Genomic DNA, 18188 nt, shown 5'->3' on the forward strand with positions numbered 1-18188 from the left:
CTACACCCATGACGACTCGACCCCGCTCGGTGACGCGCGCCCGCGCTGTCGCGGCAGGCGGACTGACGGCCACACTGCTACTCCTCCTGACCGCGTGCGGCGCGGGAGGTGGCAACGACCGCACCGAGGGCGACGGTCCGCAGACCACGTTCAAGATCGGGTACACCGCCGGATCGATCCTCGACGAGAAGCTCGCCAAGGAGGTCGCGAAACTCGCACCCGACCACGGCATCACCGTCGAACCGGTGCAGATCGAGGATTCGAAGCTCAAGAACCTCGCGGTCTCCCAGGGCGACATCGACGCCAACCACAGCCAGCATCAGGAGTGGATGCGGGTGCAGAATGAGGACGGCAACCTCGGACTATATGCGGCCGGCGACTGGTACGTCCTGAAGTTCTCGGGCTATTCCGAGAAGTTCGACAAGCTCGAGGATCTCCCCAAGGGCGCCAAGGTCGCCATCCCCGACGACCCGTCGAACCAGGCGCAGGCCCTGGAGACCCTGCAGGACCTCGGCCAGTTGACGCTGAAGGACGGAGTCGACCCGTCCCGCGTGACGATCCGCGACGTCAAGGACAACCCGAAGTCGTTCGAATTCACCGAGGCCGCGCTGGCGCAGTTGCCGCGCACGCTCCCCGACGTCGACCTGGCGCTGGGCTGGCGTTCCAACTTCGATCTCGCCGACGTCCCGGACGACAAGATCGTCTTCAACGCCCCCGCCTACGAGCTGTATTGGATCGAGGTCGTCATCAACGAGAAGAACAAGGACAACCCCGACTTTGCGCCGCTGCTCGACACGTACCACGATCCGCGGATCGGTCAGCTGATCGACAGCGACCCGTTCTTCTCCCGGGTGGCGCAGAGCATCGAGTCGGCGCGGGCCACCGACCGGAGCCAGACGAACGTCGACGGCGCCGCCGCGAAGCCCGCCGGCTGATGCCCGCGCAACGAGAGGTCATCCTCAACGTCAACGTGCTGGACGTGGGTTTCCACCCGTCCGCGTGGCGGGCCCCCGATCTGCACCCGACGTCGTTCATCGACCCCGACTACTACGCCGAGGTCGCGAAGATCGCGGAGCGCGGCACCCTGGACGCGCTGTTCCTCGCGGACGGTCCCGCGCTCCGCGAGGATCCCGCCGTCAAACCGACCCGGGCGCTCGAACCCACCACCGTTCTCGGGGTGGTGGCGAGCGCGACGGAGCACCTCGGGCTGATCGGCACGGCGTCGACGACGTTCAACGACCCGTTCGACCTGGCGGACCGGTTCCTGTCCCTCGACGTCGTGTCCGGCGGGCGGGTGGCGTGGAATGTGGTGACCACGTTCCACGCCGGGACGGCCCACAACTTCGGTCTCTCCCGGATCCCCGACCGCGAGGCGCGGTACCGCCGCGCCACGGAGTTCGTGGACGTCGTCACGGCGCTGTGGGAATCGGCGGCCACCCGGGTGCAGGTGCACCACGACGGGGAGTTCTTCCACGTGCACGGTGTGCTGCCCGTGCCGCCGTCGCCGCAGGGCCGCCCGCTGCTAGTGCAGGCCGGTGGTTCCCCGCAGGGCCGCACCCTGGCCGGACGCAGCGCCGACGCGGTGTTCTCGGCGGAGCTCACACTCGACGCCGGTCGGCAGCACTACCGGCAGGTGAAGGACGTCGCGCGCGCGGCCGGTCGCGACCCCGGGTCCGTGAAGATCCTGCCCGGCCTCGTCACGGTGGTAGGCAGCACCGAGGCCGAGGCGATCGCCCGGTACGAGGATTGGGAGTCCAAGGCCGCCGACGGCTTCTCCGCCGAGCGGCTCGGCGGGATGCTCGGCGTCGACCTCAGCTCACTCGACCCGGACCGGCCGATCCCGGAGGACCTGCTGCTGGCGCCGGTCGACCCGTCGTTCTCCGGTTCCCTCGGGTTCCGTGAAGCCGTCGTGCGACTGGCACTGGAGAGCCGGTACTCGGTGTCCGAACTTCTGCGCAAGGCAGGCGGCTTCGGCCACCGGCTCGTCGTCGGCTCCCCCGAACAGATCGCCGACACCATCGAGGAGTGGTTCGTGGCGGGCGCGGCGGACGGATTCAACCTGATGCCGGACGGATTCCCCTCCGGCCTCACCGATTTCGTCGACCACGTCGTACCGGTACTCCGCGAGAAGGGGATCTTCCGGCACGAGTACGCCGAATCGACACTCCGCGAACGCTTCGAGGGCGCTCCGCTCCCCGTGCGTGGTTGACGAGTGCAGGGACTCGTTAACCACGCACGGGCGGCGGAGCCGCCTACGCGGGTGTCCGGACCACGGTGAGGGCGGACTGCCGGCGGAGGGTGAAACCCAGGCTCTCGTACAGCCGGATCGCCGTCGTGTTCGACTGCGCGGCGTGCAGGAACGGCGTCTCCCCGCGTGCGTGGATACCGGCTCCGACGGCGCGGACGAGCCGGGCACCGAATCCGCGGCCCCGGAAACGCTCGTCGGTGCAGACCGCGCTGATCTCGGTCCAGCCGGGCGGATGCAGCCGCTCTCCCGCCATGGCGACGAGTTCGCCGTCGACCCGAAACCCGAGGTAGGTCCCCATCTCGATGGTCCGCGGAAGGTACGGTCCGGGCCGGGTGCGGCCGATCAGATCGAGGATCTCCGGAACATTGTCCGCGCCGAGGACCTCGGCGTCCGGGTCCGGTACGACGTCCAGCGCGGTGCCGTCCATCTGGACCAGGCCGAAGGAGTCCAGAACCTCCCAGCCCGGCGGCGGCGTGTGCCCGAATCCGCGGAGCGCGGCCGTCGCCGACGGGCCGAGCAGTGCGGCCAGGTCCGCCCAGTCCTCGTCCACCAGGGTGTCCGGGTGGCCGACGTGCGGCGCGACGTCCGGGTGATACCGCGCCACCCGGCCCGACCACCGGGCGAAATGCGCGTGCTCGCCGCGCAGGGATTCGCGAATCGCGTCGTCCAGAGGATGGACGTCCGTCTCGGCCGGGGCCGTCAGTTCCGTGGTCATCGCACTCGGTTACGACGCGACGGTGCGGAGCCAGCGGAACCGGCTGCGGTGGAACACGATCGGCTCGATCTCCGACTGCACCCGCAGCTCGTTGATCCGCAGGACCACGATCGCGTGATCGCCCGCGGGCACCTGCTGGGTGACGGTGGTGTCCAGCCACACCGACGCTCCGTCGATGAACAACGCGCCGCCGTCGGTGGTTTCGGTGTCGAGGCCCGCGAACCGGTCACCGGTCTTCGCGGCGAGGACCCGGGCGGCCGCGTCGTGCGCCTCACCGAGCACACTGATCCCGACGTGCTCGAGGTCCGCGAGCTTCGGCCACGTCGTGGACGTGTTCTGCACGCAGAACGCGACGAGCGGCGGCTCCAGCGACACCGGCACGAACGTGCTCGCTGCCATCCCGACCCGTTCACCGTCGACTTCGGCGCAGACGGCGACGACACCGCTCGGGAAATGTCCGAACGCCTCTCGGAGCGAAGTCTTGTCCAGTGTGCCGTCTGCCTGCGTCATGAGAGTTCCGTCCGGGTCCGGGCCGCCGCGGTGAGGATCGAACCCCACCGCTCGGCGTAGTCGGCGATGCGCGTGTCGGTCGTGTAGGCGGTGTCGATGAGGTAGAGGCCCGGCGCGGAGGCTGTCGCGCCCAATTCCACGAGCACCGGCTTGAGCAGCAGGTCCGGCGCCATGGCGTGTGCCGGGCCGGCCCCGAGCATCAGCGGCACCACCACGACGTCCTTCAGGCCGTCGCCGGTCGCGAACTGGTCGAGGAACAGTTTCAGCACGCCCGTGTACGACGCCTTGAACGTCGGGCTGGCGAACACCACGAGATCCGACGAGGCCACGGTCTCCACGGCCGCCGCGACCTTCTCGTCGCCCCACCCGAGCAGTCCCGGACCGAGCTCGATCACGTCGACCGTGGAATCCACGGCGGCGCCTGTCACCGCGGCCGCGACCAGACCGGCCGCGTCCAGCGTCCGTGAACCGGGCTTGGGATTGCCGGCCACTACCGTTACCTTCATTGCCTCATCACCTCTCGCATGCCTACCCCGCCACCCTAGAGCACTCAGTGGTTCCGGTCGAATACTGCAGGGCAGGAACGGAAGTCGAGGCACGTTCCTTCGAATCACGGCGATCGAAACCATTCCGCACCGCGCGCGGACGGGCTACGTTGTCAGCGGCCACACTCCGTGGTCAGCAGATCGATCGTGGGGATTTTTCGTGAAGTTCAGCCGTTCTCTCGCCCTTGCCGCCGTTCCTCTCCTGGCGGTACTGACAGCGTGCTCCGGTGGATCCGGCGGCGCCGACGGCGACACGGTTCGGATCGGAACCACCGAGGCCAGCGACCTTTCGTGGGAGATCTTCGAGGAGAAGGCGAAGGACGCGGGTATCACGCTCGACGTCGTGAACTTCTCCGACTACTCGCAGCCGAACATCGCCCTGTCGCAGGGGCAGATCGACGCCAACCTCTTCCAGCACCTGCAGTTCCTCGGCGAGTACAACACCGGCGCCGACGACGACCTCACCCCGATCGGCGCCACCCAGATCGTGCCTCTCGGCCTGTACTCGCAGAAGCACCAGAGTGTCGCCGACATTCCGCAGGGCGGGGAGATCGCCATCCCCAACGACCCCAGCAACCAGGCTCGTGCGCTGTTCGTGTTGAAGGGCGCCGGCCTGCTCACCCTGACCGGCGACAACCCGTCCCCCACGCCCGCCGACATCGACGCGGGTAAGTCCAAGGTGAAGGTGACGCCGGTCGACGCCGCGCAGACGGCGCTGTCGCTCGCGTCCGTGGACGGTGCGATCGTCAACAACACCTTCCTCGAGCGTTCGGGCATCGATCCCGAATCGGCCCTCTACAAGGACGACCCGTCGAGCCCCGCCGCCGAGCCGTACATCAATACGTTCGTCACCCGCGCCGAGGACAAGGACAACGCGACGTACCTCGAACTCGTGAAGATCTGGCACAACCCCGAGATCCAGGCCGCCGTGCGCGAGGAGTCGAAGGGAACGTCGGTCGAGGTGGAACGCGACGGCGCGCAGCTGCAGCAGATCCTGTCGCGGGTCGAAGAGGGAATTCGTTCGGCCAAGTAGATGACACCGATCGTCCGATTCGAATCCGTCACCAAAACCTTCCAAGCCGGAAAGAAGACGCTCACCGCCGTCGACGCCGTCGATCTCACCATCGAACGAGCTGAGATCTTCGGGGTCATCGGCTACTCGGGGGCCGGGAAGAGCACGCTGGTCCGGCTGATCAACGGCCTGGAACGCCCCACCGGTGGGCGCGTCGTCGTCGACGACGTCGACATCACCGCGCTGCCGGAATCGAAACTCCGGCACGTGCGTGCGAAGATCGGCATGATCTTCCAGCAGTTCAACCTGTTCCGCTCCCGCACCGTCGCCGGGAATGTCGGATACCCCCTCGTCGTGGCGGGCTGGCCACGGCAGAAGCGCCGCGAACGCGTCGCCGAACTGCTCGCGTTCGTCGGCCTGTCCGACAAGGCGCGGGCCTACCCCGACCAGCTGTCCGGCGGGCAGAAGCAGCGGGTCGGGATCGCCCGCGCGCTGGCGACGTCGCCGGACCTGCTGCTCGCCGACGAGTCCACCAGCGCCCTGGACCCGGAGACCACGCAGGACGTACTCCGCCTGCTCCGCAAGGTGAACCGGGAACTCGGGGTCACGATCGTGGTGATCACGCACGAGATGGACGTCGTCCGGGCCGTCGCGGATCGTGTCGCCGTGCTGGCGGAGGGTCGCGTCGTGGAACTCGGCACCGTGTTCGACGTCTTCTCCGAACCACAGGCGCCGGCGTCGAAGAGCTTCGTGAGCACGATCCTGCGCAACCGCCCGGAACCGGCCGACCTGGAGCGGCTCCGCGCACGTTTCGGTGGCCGGATCGTCACCGCCGACGTGCGGGACGGCAGCCGGATCGGCGACGTGCTCTCCGATGCGGGAGGGCACGGTGTCCGGTTCGAGATCGTCTACGGCGGCATCACCACCCTGCAGGACCGCTCGTTCGGCAGTCTGACGCTCGAACTCGTCGGTCCGGACGACGGTGTCGACGACGTCATCCGCCGGTTGCGGACCGTCACCGACGTCGAGGAAGTACAGGCATGACCACGAACTGGGACAAACTGCGCCCCGTACTGTTCGAATCCATCGGCACCACCATCTACATGGTGGTGATCACACTGGTGGTCGGCGGGCTGATCGGGCTCGTGGTGGGGACGCTGCTGTACGCCACGCGGAAGGGCGGGATCCTCCAGAACACGGCCGCCTACACGGTCCTGAACATCCTCGTGAACATCGTGCGGCCGATTCCGTTCATCATCCTGCTCGCCGCACTGGGGCCCGTCACCCTCGCAGTGGTGGGCCGGACCATCGGAACCGAGGCCGCGATCTTCGTGATGATCATCGCGTCGTCGTTCGCCATCGCGCGCATCGTGGAACAGAATCTGGTGACCGTCGACCCCGGTGTGATCGAAGCCGCCCGCGCGATGGGTGCCGGTCCTCTACGGATCGTCGTCACCTTGCTGATCCCGGAAGCCCTGGGCCCGTTGATCCTCGGATACACCTTCGTCCTCATCGGCATCGTCGACATGTCCGCGATGGCCGGCACCATCGGCGGCGGCGGGCTCGGCGACTTCGCCATCGTCTACGGCTACCAGCGCTTCAACTGGCAGGTGACCGTCGTCGCCACCCTCGTCATCATCCTGCTGGTACAGGCCTCCCAGTTCTTCGGCAACTGGCTGGCGCGAAAGGCATTGCGCCGCTAGCGCCCGTGAGTACTTGTTAACCGCCCGCGGTTAACAAGTACTCACGGGAGGCGGAGCCTCAACTCCCGGCGACGCTCGCGGGTCACGGCGCCACCACTCAAGGTGGGCGCCGATCCGACGAGGAGCGCGGTGTAGGGGTGCTGCGGATCGGAGATCACCTGATGGGTGGGTCCGTCCTCGACGATGTTGCCGCGGTACAGCACGACGATCCGGTCGACCAGCGCGGCGACGGCCCCCAGGTCGTGCGAGATGAACAGCTGAGCGAGTTGCCTCGAATGCCCGAGTTCGGTGAGCAGTTTCAGGATCTGGATGCGGTTGACCGAGTCGAGGGCGCTCACCGGTTCGTCGAGCAGCAGCAGCGCCGGATCCAGGACGAGGGCCCGCGCGATCGCGATCCGCTGACGCTGCCCGCCCGACAGTTCGGCGGGAATCCGCGCCGCGATGCCGGCGTCGAGCCCGACACTGCTCAGCACCGCTGCCACCCGCGACCGCACGACGTCACGGTCCAGCCCGCCCCGCACGATCAGACCCTCGGCGATCGACTCGCCCACCGGGATGTCCGGGTCGAGGCTCAGCAGCGGATCCTGGAACACGTACTGGACGGTCCCCGTGCGCCGGTGCGCCCGGCGTTGCGCCGCGGGCAGGTCGTCGACGCGCTGCCCGCGGATCTCGACCGACCCGGCCGCCGGGGTGATCAGACCGAGAATCGTGCGGGCCAGTGTCGTTTTCCCGGAGCCGCTTTCACCGATGAGTCCCACCTTCTCGCCGGCATCGATGGTGAGGTCGACGCCGTGCAGGATCTGCTTGCGGGCGCCGCGGAGCCCACGCTCCACCCGGACGTCGGTCATGCGCAGCAACGGTTCAGACACGAGCCGCCTCCTTCCCGATGAACGACTCGAGCCCGTATTCCCGATGGTTGTCGACGAGTTGGCGGGTGTACTCGTGCCGGGGCGCGGTGAGCAGGTCGTCCGCCCGCCCGGACTCGACGACGGCACCGTCCCGCATCACGATCACGCTGTCGCAGACCTGAGCGACCACGGCGAGGTCGTGCGAGACGAGGACGAGGGCGAGGCCCAGTTCTTCGCGCAGGTCCTCGAGCAGGTCGAGGACCTCGGCCTGGACGGTGACGTCCAGGGCGGTGGTCGCCTCGTCCGCGATGAGGAGTTCCGGTTCCGCGGACACCGCGATCGCGATGAGCACCCGCTGGAGCATGCCCCCGGACAGTTCGTGCGGGTACTGGCGGTACACGGTGTCCGCGTCGGTCAGCCCCATCTTCCGGAACAGTTCGAGGCCGCGCCGCTTGGCGTCGGCGCGGGACAGTCCGAGCGTGGACCGGAGCGCCTCGGCGAGTTGTTCACCGACGCGGATGGACGGGTTCAGGTAGGACGCCGGGTCCTGGAACACGGCGGCGATGCGGGTGCCGCGCAGGGGTCGCCACTGTTTGCGCCCGAGGTCGGTGAGTTCGATGCCGTCGAAGTCGATCGAGCCTGCGGTGACGTCGATTCCGCCGGGCAGGATTCCGAGGATGGCGCGGCAGGTCAGCGATTTGCCGCTTCCCGATTCGCCGACGATCCCGAGTGCTTCGCCGGGCGCGAGGGAGAAGTCGACGCCGCGGACCAGTTCGGTTCCGTCGTCGAGGGCGATACGCAGATCGCTGACGGTGAGCACCGGCCTGCGGGGGCGTGTGGTGTCCGGTGCCGAAGTGGCATCGAGTGTGTCAGTGGACATCCGAGGTGACCTCCTGTTTCCTGGGGGCGCGTCGTGCGGGGCGGCCGGTTGCATCGCGCAGTGCGTCGGCGATGGCATTGAGCGCCCACACGGTCGCCACGATCAGCAGCGCGGGGACGACGGGACCGAACGGAACCTGGTAGAGGTACTGCAGTCCGCTGGCGAGGAGTCCGCCCCAGGTGGGGTCGGGCGGGACGACGCCGATCCCGAGGAAGGTCAGCGAAGACACGATGACGAGGCTGGCCCCGGTCATGGCGGCGAATGTCACCCCTACCGCGGGCAGCACCTTGCGCACCGCGTGGCGGCGGATGATCCAGGACGTGTCGGCGCCCATCAGTTCGGCGGCCTCGACGTACTGGGAGTTGGCAACGGTCAGCGCCGCGGCGCGAGTGACCCGGTAGAACGCGGGCGCGATGAGGATGCCGACCGCGAACATCGCCTGCGCCAGCCCGTTTCCGAGCAGCGCGGTCATTGCGACGGCGAACACGAGGAACGGCAGCGTGATCAGCGCATCCATCAGCCGGAGTGTGAACCATTCCACGCTGCGCCCCAGATACACCGACAGGAAGCCCGGGATCACTCCGAGGAGGAATCCGACGACGACGCATTGCAGAGCCGACAGCACCGACACGGTCGAACCCGCAAGCAGCCGGCTGAACACGTCCCGCCCGACGTTGTCCGTTCCGAGCCAGTGAGTTCCGCTCGGGCCCTGCAGGATTGCCGACGTGTCCTGTTCGAGCGGGTCGAACGGCGCGAGAACGGGCCCGAAGAGCGCGAGGGCCACGATCAGGCCGAGGACGATCACCGCGGCTCGGGCGGAGTGATAGCGCAGAATTGCTGTGAGCATGGGATGTCAGTCTCTCCGCTTGGTGGCCGGCTGCAGGACGCTCTGGGCGATGTTGACGACGATGTTGCAGAACAGCACGAACACGATCGCCACGACGAGCGTTCCCTGGACGATCGGAACGTCCCCGCGCAGCGCGGAGTCGGCGGCGAGGCGACCGAAGCCGGGCATGGAGAACATGGTCTCCATCACGACGGCGCCGCCGATGAGCGTGGGGATCTTCATGCCCAGGATCGACAGGGCGGGACCGCTGCCGTTACGCAGGGCGTGCACGAACAGGATCCGTGACGGACCGATGCCCCGCACCACCGCGCCGGTGACGTAGTTCTGATCCAGTTCCGCGACCAGGCCGGTGCGGAGTTGCCGCGCGATATCGGCGACGACGTCCATGCTCAGCGCGATCGCGGGCATGATGATCAACGACAGCCAGCGGCCGAAGTTCTCGTCCGGCGGGACGTACCCGGCCGACGGCAGCCAGTGCAGCCCGACGCTGAAGACGAGGATCAGTCCGATGGAGATGACGAACGGCGGCAGCGTCGACGCCACCGACGTGTAGGCGGTGATCGCCCGGTCGAGCAGGCTGCCCTTGTAGACGGCGGCGAGCACCCCGAGCCCGACACCGAGGACGAGTCCGATGACCAGCGCGACACCCGCGATGGAGGCGCTGACGGCGAGCCGCTCACCGATCAACTCGCTGACCGGGATCTTGCTGAACCACGAGACACCGAGGTCGCCGCTCAGCATGCTCGACATCCAGTCGACGTACTGCTGCCAGACCGGCTTGTCCAGCCCGAACTCGGCGTTGATCCGGGCGATCGTCTCCGGGGTCGCGGCGTCACCGGCGATGCCGGCGGCCGGATTCAGCCCGCTGGCCGCACCGAGCAGAAACGTGATCAGGGTGGAGAACAGGAAGACCGGGACCACGATCAGCACGGTGCCGAGCACGATCCGCGCCGCCGTGCCGAACGCGCCCGCAGGCACCGGGAGAGCGAATGTCCTCCCGGTGCCTGCGGCCTCGATGTCTGCGGTGGTCACGAGACCGTGACGCCTTCCCAGCGAACCTGGGACGGCAGGATGTTCAGGTTCTTCAGGTCCGGGTTGGACACGATGATCCACGGGTTGCTGAAGAGGTAGTTCGTCGGCGACTGCTCGACACCGACCTTGACGGCCTGCCACAACCGCGGCTTGTACTCCGGGTCCTCGAGCGGGGTGCGGCGCACGGTGTCGAGTGCGGCGGAGAACTCCGGCGACGCGTGCGGGCCGCTGAGGTTCATGATGCCTTCCGGACCGTAGACGGCGAGCAGGTTCTGCACCGGGGATTCACGTCCGATGGTGCCGTCCGTGGCCAGCTGCGGGTTCTTCGCGATGTAGACCTCGCTCTGCCACGTCGACGATCCCGGCGGGACCACCTTGATCGTGGACTCGACGCCGATCTTCTTCAGCTGCGACTGCACGAGTTCCGCACGGTTGGTGGCCGCCGACTGCGCCGTGATCTCGATCGACAACTGCCCGGGCGCGTAGCCCGCCTCGGCGAGGAGACGAGATGCCTTGTCGGGGTCGTAGTTCCAGAGCTTCTCGATCTCCGGGTTGAACGCGAGGTAGCCGTCGGGGAACGGCTGGCTGGTGGTGCTCCCCAGCCCGTTCGTGATGACGTCGACGAATGCCTGGCGGTCGAATGCGTAGCGGAACGCCTCGACGATCTTCGGGTTGTCGAACGGGGCCTTGTTGAGGTTGATGGACACGTCGTTCGCTGCGAGCGACGGCTTCACGGTCACGTCGAGGCCGGCGGCCTCGGCTTCCTTGGACTGCAACGCAGGCAGCGTCGCGAAGTCGATGGAGCCGGACTGGACACCGGCGACGAGAGTGGCCGGGTCCGGGGCGACGCTGAGTTCGAAGTGGTCGATGTGAATGTTCTCGGCGTCCCAGTAGTTCGGGTTCTTCTCGAAGTACGCGTGATCCTCGGCGACGAAATCGGTGATCGTGAACGGACCGGCCCCGACCGGCCACACGCTGAGCTTCTGCGGGTCGGCGGCCGCCGTCGGGCTGGCGATCGCACCGGTGCGCCCGGCGACCAGGTACGGGATCTGGTAGTCGGCGTCGGCCAGGTGCAGCGTGACGTCGGTGGCGGTGTCTGCCGTGACCTCGGTGACGCCGGCGAGCTGATCGCGCAGGAACGAATCGTCCTGGGTCTTGCCCCGGTCGAAGAACGCCTTCACTGCCTGCGAATCGAGGGTGGTCCCGTCGGAGAACGTCAAACCGTCACGCAGGCTGAACGTCACCGCGGTGCCGTCGGCGTTGTACTTCCAGCTCTCGGCGAGCGACGGTTCGACGTTGCCCTCGGCGTCGAGCCGGGTCAGCGACGCATACGCGAGGCTGATGGTGTTGATGTCGTTTCCGGTCCGGCTCGTCACCGGATCCCACGAGGTGGGGAGGTTGAACGCCCACTTGACCTCGGCGCCGTCCGAACTGCTGCCACCGCCGCACGCGGTGGCCACGAGACCGACGATCACTCCGAATATTACGGCGCCGGCGATCCGCCGGCTCTTCTTGCTCACTGGGTGCTCCTGACCATGCAAAGGGGGGTGGTGATTCAGACGCTCGCGGACAGCGACGCGGTGGTGCCGGGCAGCGGGGCGGGGTCGATTCCCTCACGCCGCGCACGGGTGTAGCGGTTCTCCGCGAAGGGCAGGCCGAGGTTGCCGCGCAGGGTGTCCTGCTCGTAATCCTCCCGGACCACCCCGCGCTCGCGCAGGATCGGCAGCACCTCGTCGACGAAGCGGCGGAACTGCGCCGGGTGACCGATGTGGATGTTGATGCCGTCGAGGGCGTGACCGTCCAGCCAGCGCTGCAGTTCGTTCGCGACGGTCTCGGCGCTGCCGGTGAACGGCGACGTCTTCGGCGCGTTGAGCGCCTCGACGGTCTGCCGCAGCGTCAGCCCGCGGCCGACGGCGAGGTCGGTGATCTTCTTCGCCTGCGTGTAGAAGCTCCGCTCGGCGTGCTGCAAGGCCTCGGTGGGGAACGGCGCGTCGAGGTCGTACTGCTGGAAGTCGTGCCAGCCGAACGGCCGGCCGAGTTCCCGCAGGGACCTACCGAAGTCGTTGTCCGCCAGCTGGGTCGTGCGTTCGATCTCGCGGGCGTCGGCGTCGGTGTCGCCCACGGTGACGGTGACGCCCGGCAGGATCACGATGTCCTCGGGGGCGCGCCCGTACGCCGCGGCCCGGTTCTTGATGTCAGCGTAGAACGCCGCTCCCGCTTCGAAACTCGGGGCATGCGTGAAGATCCCGTCGGCGATGCGCGCACCGAGGTCGCGGCCCTGGTCGGAGTCGCCGGCCTGGAAGATCACCGGCTGGCCCTGCCGTGAGCGTTCGATGTTGAGCGGGCCCACCACCGAGAAGTGCTCACCCCGGTGGTCGAGGGTGTGCAGCTTGTCCGCGTCGAGGAAGCGGCGGGCGTCCCGGTCGCGCGGAAACGCGTCGTCCTCGTACGAATCCCACAGCGCCTTGACCACCTCGACGTGTTCGAGTGCCCGGCCGTAGCGGGTGGCGTAGTCGTAATGCTCCTCGAGGCTGTAGTTTCCGGCGGTGCCCGAGTCGCCGCTGGTGACCACGTTCCAGCCTGCGCGGCCGCGGCTGATCAGGTCGAGGGACGCGAACCGTCGCGCGAGGTTGAACGGCTGGTTGAACGACGTGGTCAGGGTGCCGACGAGCCCGATGTGCTCGGTGGCCACGGCGAGCGCCGACAGCAGCGTCAGCGGCTCGAGCCGGTTCAGGTAGTGCGGGGGCGAGTCGGGGGTGATGAACTGGCTGTCGACGATGAACACGAGGTCGAACCGCGCCTGCTCGGCGAGACGCGCGTACTCGATGTACCAGTCGATGTCGACGCTGGCGTCGCCGGGGATCTCCGGGTCCAGCCAGGTGTACGGGTGCCCGGGACCACCCGTGGGGGTGAGGACAGCTCCCAATTTCAGTTGCCGTCTCGTCATGTTCTCGCTCCTTCGTCGTTCGCCGTCAGGCACCTGCCTCGGCACGCCGCGTTGAAGTGTATGGAGCAAACAGACGCGTGCAGAGTATTAAATTCTCGATGTTTCAAAACATATTTCGTATGTCCCGCAGTGCTGCCGAACAAAGTCCGATCAGTCGAAGAACTCGCGCGACGACTCCGCGACCGCCGCCGCGACGACATCGGCGAGCTGCCCGATCAGCTCGGCGTCGTCGGGCAATTGAGTGGCCGACAGGCGCAGGAGTTGCCGTGCGGGTGACCGCACGAACGACCGCGATCCCGCCCCCACGGAGATGCCCTGCCGCGCCAACGCGACCAGCGCCGCGGTCTCGTCCGACACCGTCACCCACACGACCAGACTGTGCGGGCCCGCGAAAGCCTCGATATCGCGGTCGATCAGGGCCCCGAGCAGCGTCGTGCGCCGCGCGGCGTAGCGTTCGTGCGCCGCCGTGACCGCGTGTTCGGCGTCGGCGCTGCCGATCAGGTGGGCGAGGGTGTTCTGCAGGATCCGGCTGTTCGAGCCGACGCCGTGACTGCGCACCTTCATGGCCTTCTCGATCAGCTCGCGGGAGCCGCCGAGGACGGAGGTCCGCACGTCGATCCCGTACGCCTTGCAGTAACTGCGGATCCGGACGACACGCTGCGGCAGTTCACAGCCCAGCGTCGGCGGTTGCTCCGGTTCGAGCGGTCCGATCGAGTCGTCCTCGACCACCCACACCGCCGGATGCCGTCGCAGCACGTCGGCGAGTTCGCGGGTGCGCCACGCGCTGACCGCGTGGTCGACGGCGAACGGCGCCCCGGGCTGGAACACGAACGCGACCGCACCGGCCGTCAGGGCCTCGTCGAGCGCGTCCGGCCGGGGACCGTCGCGGTCGGCGCCGACGCCGACCGCATCCAGACCCAGATCGCGGAGGGTGTCGAGCACGCCCGGCCCGAGTGGCTCGTCGACCGCCACCCGGGACCCGGGCGGCGCCGCCGCCTCCACCGCCAGCAGCAGCGCCTCGGTGCCGCCGCCCGCGGTCGCCCACGCCTCCGGTTCGAACGGCCACCCCGGAGCGACGGCGTTGCGGAGACGCTCGGTCATCAGTTCCCTCCCGAACACATTCAACGTCTCGGCGTCCAGACTGGACAACAACGCGTCGGACAGGGACGGCTGTAGCGCCAGATCCGGTGCATTCTGCGCCAGGTCGACGCCACGCCAATCGGGGATGCCGCGCTCGGGCACACTGTCGAGCGGCGGGAGTACGACGGTGCCGCCGCGGCGGCGGGTCTGCACGAAACCTTGCTCCTGCAACCGGCCCCACGCGCTGACGATCGCACCGACACTGAGATCGGTCGCCTTCGCGAGTGCGCGGACGGTCGGCAGGCGGTCGCCGGGGCTCAGCTCACCCGACCGGATGAGGTCGGCGACGGCATCGGCGAGTTCCGCGGTGCGGCCGTCGATTCGTTCGAGCAACCACTCCGGAGCAATCGTCTCCGACTCCAGCACCGCTGACATCCACACCCCTTCGATCGACAACCACTACCGGCCCCGCCCCGGGCCGGTTCATTGCGCGAGTGCGCCCGCCGGTTCGCGAAGGAGGACGTCGGGCGTGCCGGGCAGTCGCAGACGCTCGAGGAACTGCACGATCTCGGCGGCGACGGACCGGTGGGACACGTCGTTGAGAATGTCGTGCCGCCCGCCGTTCACGACGACCACGCGGGCGCCCGGCAACGCGGACGCGACGGCGAGGACCTCCGCCGGCGGGCTGAGGACATCGGCGCCTCCGTGGACGACGAGGACTGGAACCTGCACGTGGGTCAGTGAATCCGCGGTGGCGACCGGCGACTCCGCGCCGAGCGTGCCGCGGTCGAGAGCATCGTCCGCGGCCAGGACGCCCCGGTGCACCGGACACGCGGAGCGGATCTCGAGTTCGCCGTCCCACCCTCCGGTGAAGGCGTCGGTGCCCGCGATGAGGAGACCGGCGGCCACGACCCCGGACACGGCCGGATGGGTGGCGGCGAGGTCGAGCGCGGTGAGAGCACCGCTGTCCGACCCGACGACGGTGAGCGGGAGACCGGACTCGGCGTCGGCGATCACCCGAGCGGCCGCGGCGGGGTCGTTCTCCACCACCGCGACGCGGTAGCCGTCGAACGCGATCCGGCGGGCGAACCTGCGGTACACGTGAGCATGCTCACCTCGGCCGGCGACGACGATCACCGAGCCACGCGCGGTCGCTTCGGGTTCCAGCCAGTCGATGTCCACTGATTACCTCACTCGGGGTGGTTGTTCGCAGGATTGACTGCGTCACCCTGACTCACCCGCGCGCGGTGAAACAAGAGTAATGCTCGAGCAGAACAAAACGCGTGTCTTCTCGTCGCACTTCGTGTTTTGTTCCGAACATATTCGTTTTGTGATCGACCCCCGGCCAATCAAGAGTATCGACGAAGGGACAGGCACACCGATGCCCGAGACCACAGGGTTCGCGACCCGGCAGGTCCGCACCGGCTATCAACCCGGCACGCCGCAGAACACCGCGATCCCCCCGATCTACCAATCGGTTGCCTACGACTTCGGCAGCTTCGACCAGGCACGGGACATCTTCTCCCTGCGCCGCAAGGGAAACCTGTACAGCCGCACCGGGAACCCCACCCAGGCCGTGCTCGAGCAGCGCCTCGCCGACCTCGACGGCGGTGTCGCCGCGCTGGCCACCGGGTCCGGGCAGTCCGCCGTCGCGGTCGCACTGCTCACCCTCGCCAAGTCGGGGCAGCACATCGTCGCGGCGCGGCAACTGTACGGCGGCACGGTCGACCTGCTCACGGACACGTTCGCGGACTTCGGGATCGACGTCACGCTCGTCGACCAGGACGACCTCGACGCCTGGCGTGCGGCCGCGCGCCCCGAGACCCGGGCCTTCTTCGCCGAGACGATCGGCAACCCCGTCGCCTCCGTCCTCGACGTCCGGGCCGTCGCCGACATCGCGCACCAGGCCGGGGTACCGCTGATCGTCGACAACACGATCGCCACCCCGTACCTGCTCCGCCCCAAGGACTTCGGCGCCGACATCGCCGTGTACTCGGCCACCAAGTTCATCGGCGGGCACGGAACGTCGCTGGGCGGGGTGATCGTCGACCTCGGTACATTCGACTTCGGCGCGGAGTCGCGGCGCTGGACCCAGTTCACCGAGCCGTATCCGCGGATCGGCGACCTCGTGCTGTGGGACGAGTTCGGACGCGACCGGAGCGCCTACCTCGTGTACGCGAAGACGAAGGTCGTCCACGACCTCGGTCCCGCACTGTCCCCGTTCAATTCGTTCCAGCTGCTTCAAGGGCTGGAGACGCTGGACCTGCGGCTGGAGCGGCAAGTCGGTTCGGCGCTGGCGATCGCACAGTTCCTCGACGGTCATCCCGCGGTCGCCAAGGTCAATTACCCCGGACTGCCGGAGAACCGGTGGCACGAAGCGGCCCAGCGGTACCTGCCGCGCGGCGCCGGCTCGGTCTTCTCGTTCGACCTCGCCGTCGACGACACGAAGGTCGCGAAGTTCGTCGACTCGCTGCAACTGTTCGCCATCGTCGCCAACATCGGCGACGCCCGCTCGCTGGTGGTGCACCCCGCCACCACCACGCACAGCCACCTCGACGACACGCAACTCCGCGACGCCGGATTCGGCTACCGCACCGTCCGATTGTCCATCGGACTGGAGAACCTGGAAGACCTCGTCGACGATCTGCGTGCGTCGCTCGACGCCATCACGGAGGAATGACATGCATTTCGGCTACTGGACGCCCATCTACGGCGGGTTTCTGCGCAACCTGGGCGACGAAGGCATGCCCGCCACCTGGGACTACGTCAAAAAGCTGTCGCAGCTGGCGGACCGGCTCGGATACCACACCACCCTCGTCCCCGAGCTCTACCTCAACGACCGCAAGGGCGTCGACGCACCCAGCCTCGAGGCCTGGTCGCTGTCGTCGGCGATCCTCGCGGTCACCGAACAGCTCCGGGTGATGACGGCGGTGCGACCCGGATTCCACCTGCCCGCGGTCACCGCGAAGGAATCGGCCACCATCACCGACATCGCCGGCACCACCGACGCCGGTGCGGCACGGTTCGCGCTCAACGTCGTCGCCGCCTGGTGGGAGGAGGAAGCCCGGCAGTACGGCGGCGCGTTCACCCGGCACGACGACCGGTACCGGCAGGCCACCGAATTCGTCGACGTACTCCGCGGACTCTGGGAGCACACCCCGTTCACCTACCAGGGCGAGCACTTCAGCGTGCGCGACTCGATCCTGTCGCCGAAACCCGCAATCCATCCCCCGGTCTTCGCGGGCGGCGAGAGCGAGAGCGGCCGCGAATCGATCGCGACGTTCGCCGACTCGTACGTGCTGCACGGCGGCACCGTCGACGAGGTGCGCACCAAGATCGCCGACATGAACGCGCGGTCGCAGCGAATCCACCAGCGGGACATGGCCGAATTCGGCATGTCCACCTACATCATCGTGCGCGACACCGAAGCCGAGGCCCGCGCCGAGCTCGAACGCATCACCACCGTCGACCCGCACTCGCCCGGGTACGCGTCGTTCGAGGAGTTCGTGAAGAACTCCGAACTCGACGTCGAACTGTCCAAGCGCGAATACTCCGTCGGCACCCGCGGACTGCGCCCCGACCTTGTCGGCACACCGGAACAGGTCGCGGAGAAGATCCGGGCCTACCAGAACGCCGGCCTCACCCTGCTGCTCATCCAGTGCTCCCCCGCGCACGAGGAACTCGAGCGCATCGCCGAGCAGGTGTTCCCGCTCGTCCCCACCCGTGAGTACTTGTTAACCACCGGCGGTTAACAAGTACTCACGGGGGCCTTGACCGGACCCCTCGTCGCGAGTAAGGATCGAAGAGCGCGAGGGGATTCG

18 protein-coding genes are annotated in these 18188 nt (G+C 68.1%); 7 read left to right on the forward strand and 11 right to left on the reverse strand.

Going from position 1 to position 18188, the window contains the following annotated elements; all coding sequences use genetic code 11:
- Nucleotides 1–8: 8 nt before the first annotated feature.
- Entirely contained in the window at nucleotides 9–935 is a 927-nt protein-coding gene (locus CJ179_RS45925; protein WP_095865861.1) for a MetQ/NlpA family ABC transporter substrate-binding protein, read from the forward strand.
- Nucleotides 935–2209 (forward strand): NtaA/DmoA family FMN-dependent monooxygenase, encoded by a 1275-nt coding sequence (locus tag CJ179_RS45930; protein ID WP_095865862.1) that lies wholly within the window; start codon nucleotides 935–937, stop codon nucleotides 2207–2209. Before CJ179_RS45925 ends, CJ179_RS45930 begins: the two co-directional genes overlap by 1 nt.
- 43 nt (nucleotides 2210–2252) lie before the next feature.
- On the opposite strand, the gene CJ179_RS45935 is transcribed toward CJ179_RS45930, so the two are convergent.
- Genes CJ179_RS45935 through CJ179_RS45945 form a run of 3 tightly spaced genes read right to left on the reverse strand, consistent with a single transcriptional unit; the run spans nucleotide 2253 to nucleotide 3979 of the window.
- Complete coding sequence (locus CJ179_RS45935; protein WP_095865863.1) at nucleotides 2253–2963, reverse strand: GNAT family N-acetyltransferase; 711 nt, start codon at nucleotides 2961–2963, stop codon at nucleotides 2253–2255.
- A gap of 9 nt (nucleotides 2964–2972) precedes the next feature.
- Complete coding sequence (locus CJ179_RS45940) at nucleotides 2973–3473, reverse strand: flavin reductase family protein (protein ID WP_072944120.1); 501 nt, start codon at nucleotides 3471–3473, stop codon at nucleotides 2973–2975.
- Nucleotides 3470–3979, reverse strand: coding sequence for an NADPH-dependent FMN reductase (locus tag CJ179_RS45945; protein WP_095865864.1), 510 nt, complete (start codon nucleotides 3977–3979; stop codon nucleotides 3470–3472). Before CJ179_RS45945 ends, CJ179_RS45940 begins: the two co-directional genes overlap by 4 nt.
- A gap of 199 nt (nucleotides 3980–4178) precedes the next feature.
- On the opposite strand from CJ179_RS45945, the gene CJ179_RS45950 reads away from it, so the two are divergent.
- The 3 genes from CJ179_RS45950 to CJ179_RS45960 are packed head-to-tail and all read left to right on the forward strand — an operon-like array spanning nucleotide 4179 to nucleotide 6733.
- Entirely contained in the window at nucleotides 4179–5051 is an 873-nt protein-coding gene (locus CJ179_RS45950) for a MetQ/NlpA family ABC transporter substrate-binding protein (RefSeq protein WP_095865865.1), read from the forward strand.
- Nucleotides 5052–6074, forward strand: coding sequence for a methionine ABC transporter ATP-binding protein (locus tag CJ179_RS45955; protein ID WP_095865866.1), 1023 nt, complete (start codon nucleotides 5052–5054; stop codon nucleotides 6072–6074).
- A complete protein-coding gene (locus CJ179_RS45960) occupies nucleotides 6071–6733 on the forward strand; it encodes a methionine ABC transporter permease (protein ID WP_095865867.1) in 663 nt (220 codons plus the stop codon). The genes CJ179_RS45955 and CJ179_RS45960 overlap by 4 nt, the downstream gene beginning before the upstream one ends.
- A 41-nt stretch (nucleotides 6734–6774) precedes the next feature.
- Here the strand turns inward: CJ179_RS45960 and CJ179_RS45965 are convergent, their stop codons facing one another.
- The 8 genes from CJ179_RS45965 to CJ179_RS46000 form a co-directional block, all read right to left on the reverse strand.
- Nucleotides 6775–7602, reverse strand: a complete 828-nt coding sequence (locus CJ179_RS45965; protein WP_095865868.1) for an ABC transporter ATP-binding protein — start codon at nucleotides 7600–7602, stop codon at nucleotides 6775–6777.
- Nucleotides 7595–8461 carry an ABC transporter ATP-binding protein gene (locus CJ179_RS45970; RefSeq protein WP_072944108.1) on the reverse strand — a complete coding sequence of 289 codons (867 nt, stop codon included), beginning with the start codon at nucleotides 8459–8461 and terminating at the stop codon, nucleotides 7595–7597. Before CJ179_RS45970 ends, CJ179_RS45965 begins: the two co-directional genes overlap by 8 nt.
- Nucleotides 8451–9308, reverse strand: a complete 858-nt coding sequence (locus CJ179_RS45975) for an ABC transporter permease (protein WP_072944107.1) — start codon at nucleotides 9306–9308, stop codon at nucleotides 8451–8453. The genes CJ179_RS45970 and CJ179_RS45975 overlap by 11 nt, the downstream gene beginning before the upstream one ends.
- Before the next feature lie 6 nt (nucleotides 9309–9314).
- On the reverse strand, nucleotides 9315–10340 hold the full coding sequence (locus tag CJ179_RS45980) for an ABC transporter permease (RefSeq protein ID WP_095865869.1): 1026 nt from the start codon (nucleotides 10338–10340) through the stop codon (nucleotides 9315–9317).
- Nucleotides 10337–11860, reverse strand: a complete 1524-nt coding sequence (locus CJ179_RS45985; protein WP_072944104.1) for an ABC transporter substrate-binding protein — start codon at nucleotides 11858–11860, stop codon at nucleotides 10337–10339. Before CJ179_RS45985 ends, CJ179_RS45980 begins: the two co-directional genes overlap by 4 nt.
- Nucleotides 11861–11895: 35 nt before the next feature.
- On the reverse strand, nucleotides 11896–13287 hold the full coding sequence (locus CJ179_RS45990; protein ID WP_072944102.1) for an LLM class flavin-dependent oxidoreductase: 1392 nt from the start codon (nucleotides 13285–13287) through the stop codon (nucleotides 11896–11898).
- A gap of 150 nt (nucleotides 13288–13437) precedes the next feature.
- Entirely contained in the window at nucleotides 13438–14802 is a 1365-nt protein-coding gene (locus tag CJ179_RS45995) for an aminotransferase class I/II-fold pyridoxal phosphate-dependent enzyme (protein ID WP_095865870.1), read from the reverse strand.
- Between the two features lie 48 nt (nucleotides 14803–14850).
- Nucleotides 14851–15549, reverse strand: a complete 699-nt coding sequence (locus CJ179_RS46000; protein WP_095865871.1) for an alpha/beta hydrolase — start codon at nucleotides 15547–15549, stop codon at nucleotides 14851–14853.
- Nucleotides 15550–15748: 199 nt separating this feature from the next.
- Between CJ179_RS46000 and CJ179_RS46005 the strand changes: the two genes are divergently transcribed.
- Both CJ179_RS46005 and CJ179_RS46010 read left to right on the forward strand, forming a co-directional pair.
- Nucleotides 15749–17047, forward strand: coding sequence for an O-acetylhomoserine aminocarboxypropyltransferase/cysteine synthase family protein (locus CJ179_RS46005; RefSeq protein ID WP_095865872.1), 1299 nt, complete (start codon nucleotides 15749–15751; stop codon nucleotides 17045–17047).
- Between the two features lies 1 nt (nucleotide 17048).
- On the forward strand, nucleotides 17049–18119 hold the full coding sequence (locus tag CJ179_RS46010) for an LLM class flavin-dependent oxidoreductase (RefSeq protein ID WP_095865873.1): 1071 nt from the start codon (nucleotides 17049–17051) through the stop codon (nucleotides 18117–18119).
- Nucleotides 18120–18188 lie beyond the last annotated feature (69 nt).

The sequence above is a fragment of the Rhodococcus sp. ACS1 genome (assembly GCF_002300155.1).
GTDB classification, from domain to species: Bacteria; Actinomycetota; Actinomycetes; order Mycobacteriales; family Mycobacteriaceae; genus Rhodococcus_F; species Rhodococcus_F koreensis.

What these genes read in the sequence shown, in the direction of transcription:
- CJ179_RS45970 (WP_072944108.1), bottom strand. Translation starts at nt 8,461, where the DNA reads ATGTCCACTGACACACTCGATGCCACTTCGGCACCGGACACCACACGC.
- CJ179_RS45990 (WP_072944102.1), bottom strand. Translation starts at nt 13,287, where the DNA reads ATGACGAGACGGCAACTGAAATTGGGAGCTGTCCTCACCCCCACGGGT.
- CJ179_RS45930 (WP_095865862.1), top strand. Translation starts at nt 935, where the DNA reads ATGCCCGCGCAACGAGAGGTCATCCTCAACGTCAACGTGCTGGACGTG.
- CJ179_RS45935 (WP_095865863.1), bottom strand. Translation starts at nt 2,963, where the DNA reads ATGACCACGGAACTGACGGCCCCGGCCGAGACGGACGTCCATCCTCTG.
- CJ179_RS45975 (WP_072944107.1), bottom strand. Translation starts at nt 9,308, where the DNA reads ATGCTCACAGCAATTCTGCGCTATCACTCCGCCCGAGCCGCGGTGATC.
- CJ179_RS46010 (WP_095865873.1), top strand. Translation starts at nt 17,049, where the DNA reads ATGCATTTCGGCTACTGGACGCCCATCTACGGCGGGTTTCTGCGCAAC.
- CJ179_RS45995 (WP_095865870.1), bottom strand. Translation starts at nt 14,802, where the DNA reads ATGTCAGCGGTGCTGGAGTCGGAGACGATTGCTCCGGAGTGGTTGCTC.
- CJ179_RS45960 (WP_095865867.1), top strand. Translation starts at nt 6,071, where the DNA reads ATGACCACGAACTGGGACAAACTGCGCCCCGTACTGTTCGAATCCATC.
- CJ179_RS45940 (WP_072944120.1), bottom strand. Translation starts at nt 3,473, where the DNA reads ATGACGCAGGCAGACGGCACACTGGACAAGACTTCGCTCCGAGAGGCG.
- CJ179_RS46005 (WP_095865872.1), top strand. Translation starts at nt 15,749, where the DNA reads ATGCCCGAGACCACAGGGTTCGCGACCCGGCAGGTCCGCACCGGCTAT.
- CJ179_RS45945 (WP_095865864.1), bottom strand. Translation starts at nt 3,979, where the DNA reads ATGAAGGTAACGGTAGTGGCCGGCAATCCCAAGCCCGGTTCACGGACG.
- CJ179_RS45925 (WP_095865861.1), top strand. Translation starts at nt 9, where the DNA reads ATGACGACTCGACCCCGCTCGGTGACGCGCGCCCGCGCTGTCGCGGCA.
- CJ179_RS45955 (WP_095865866.1), top strand. Translation starts at nt 5,052, where the DNA reads ATGACACCGATCGTCCGATTCGAATCCGTCACCAAAACCTTCCAAGCC.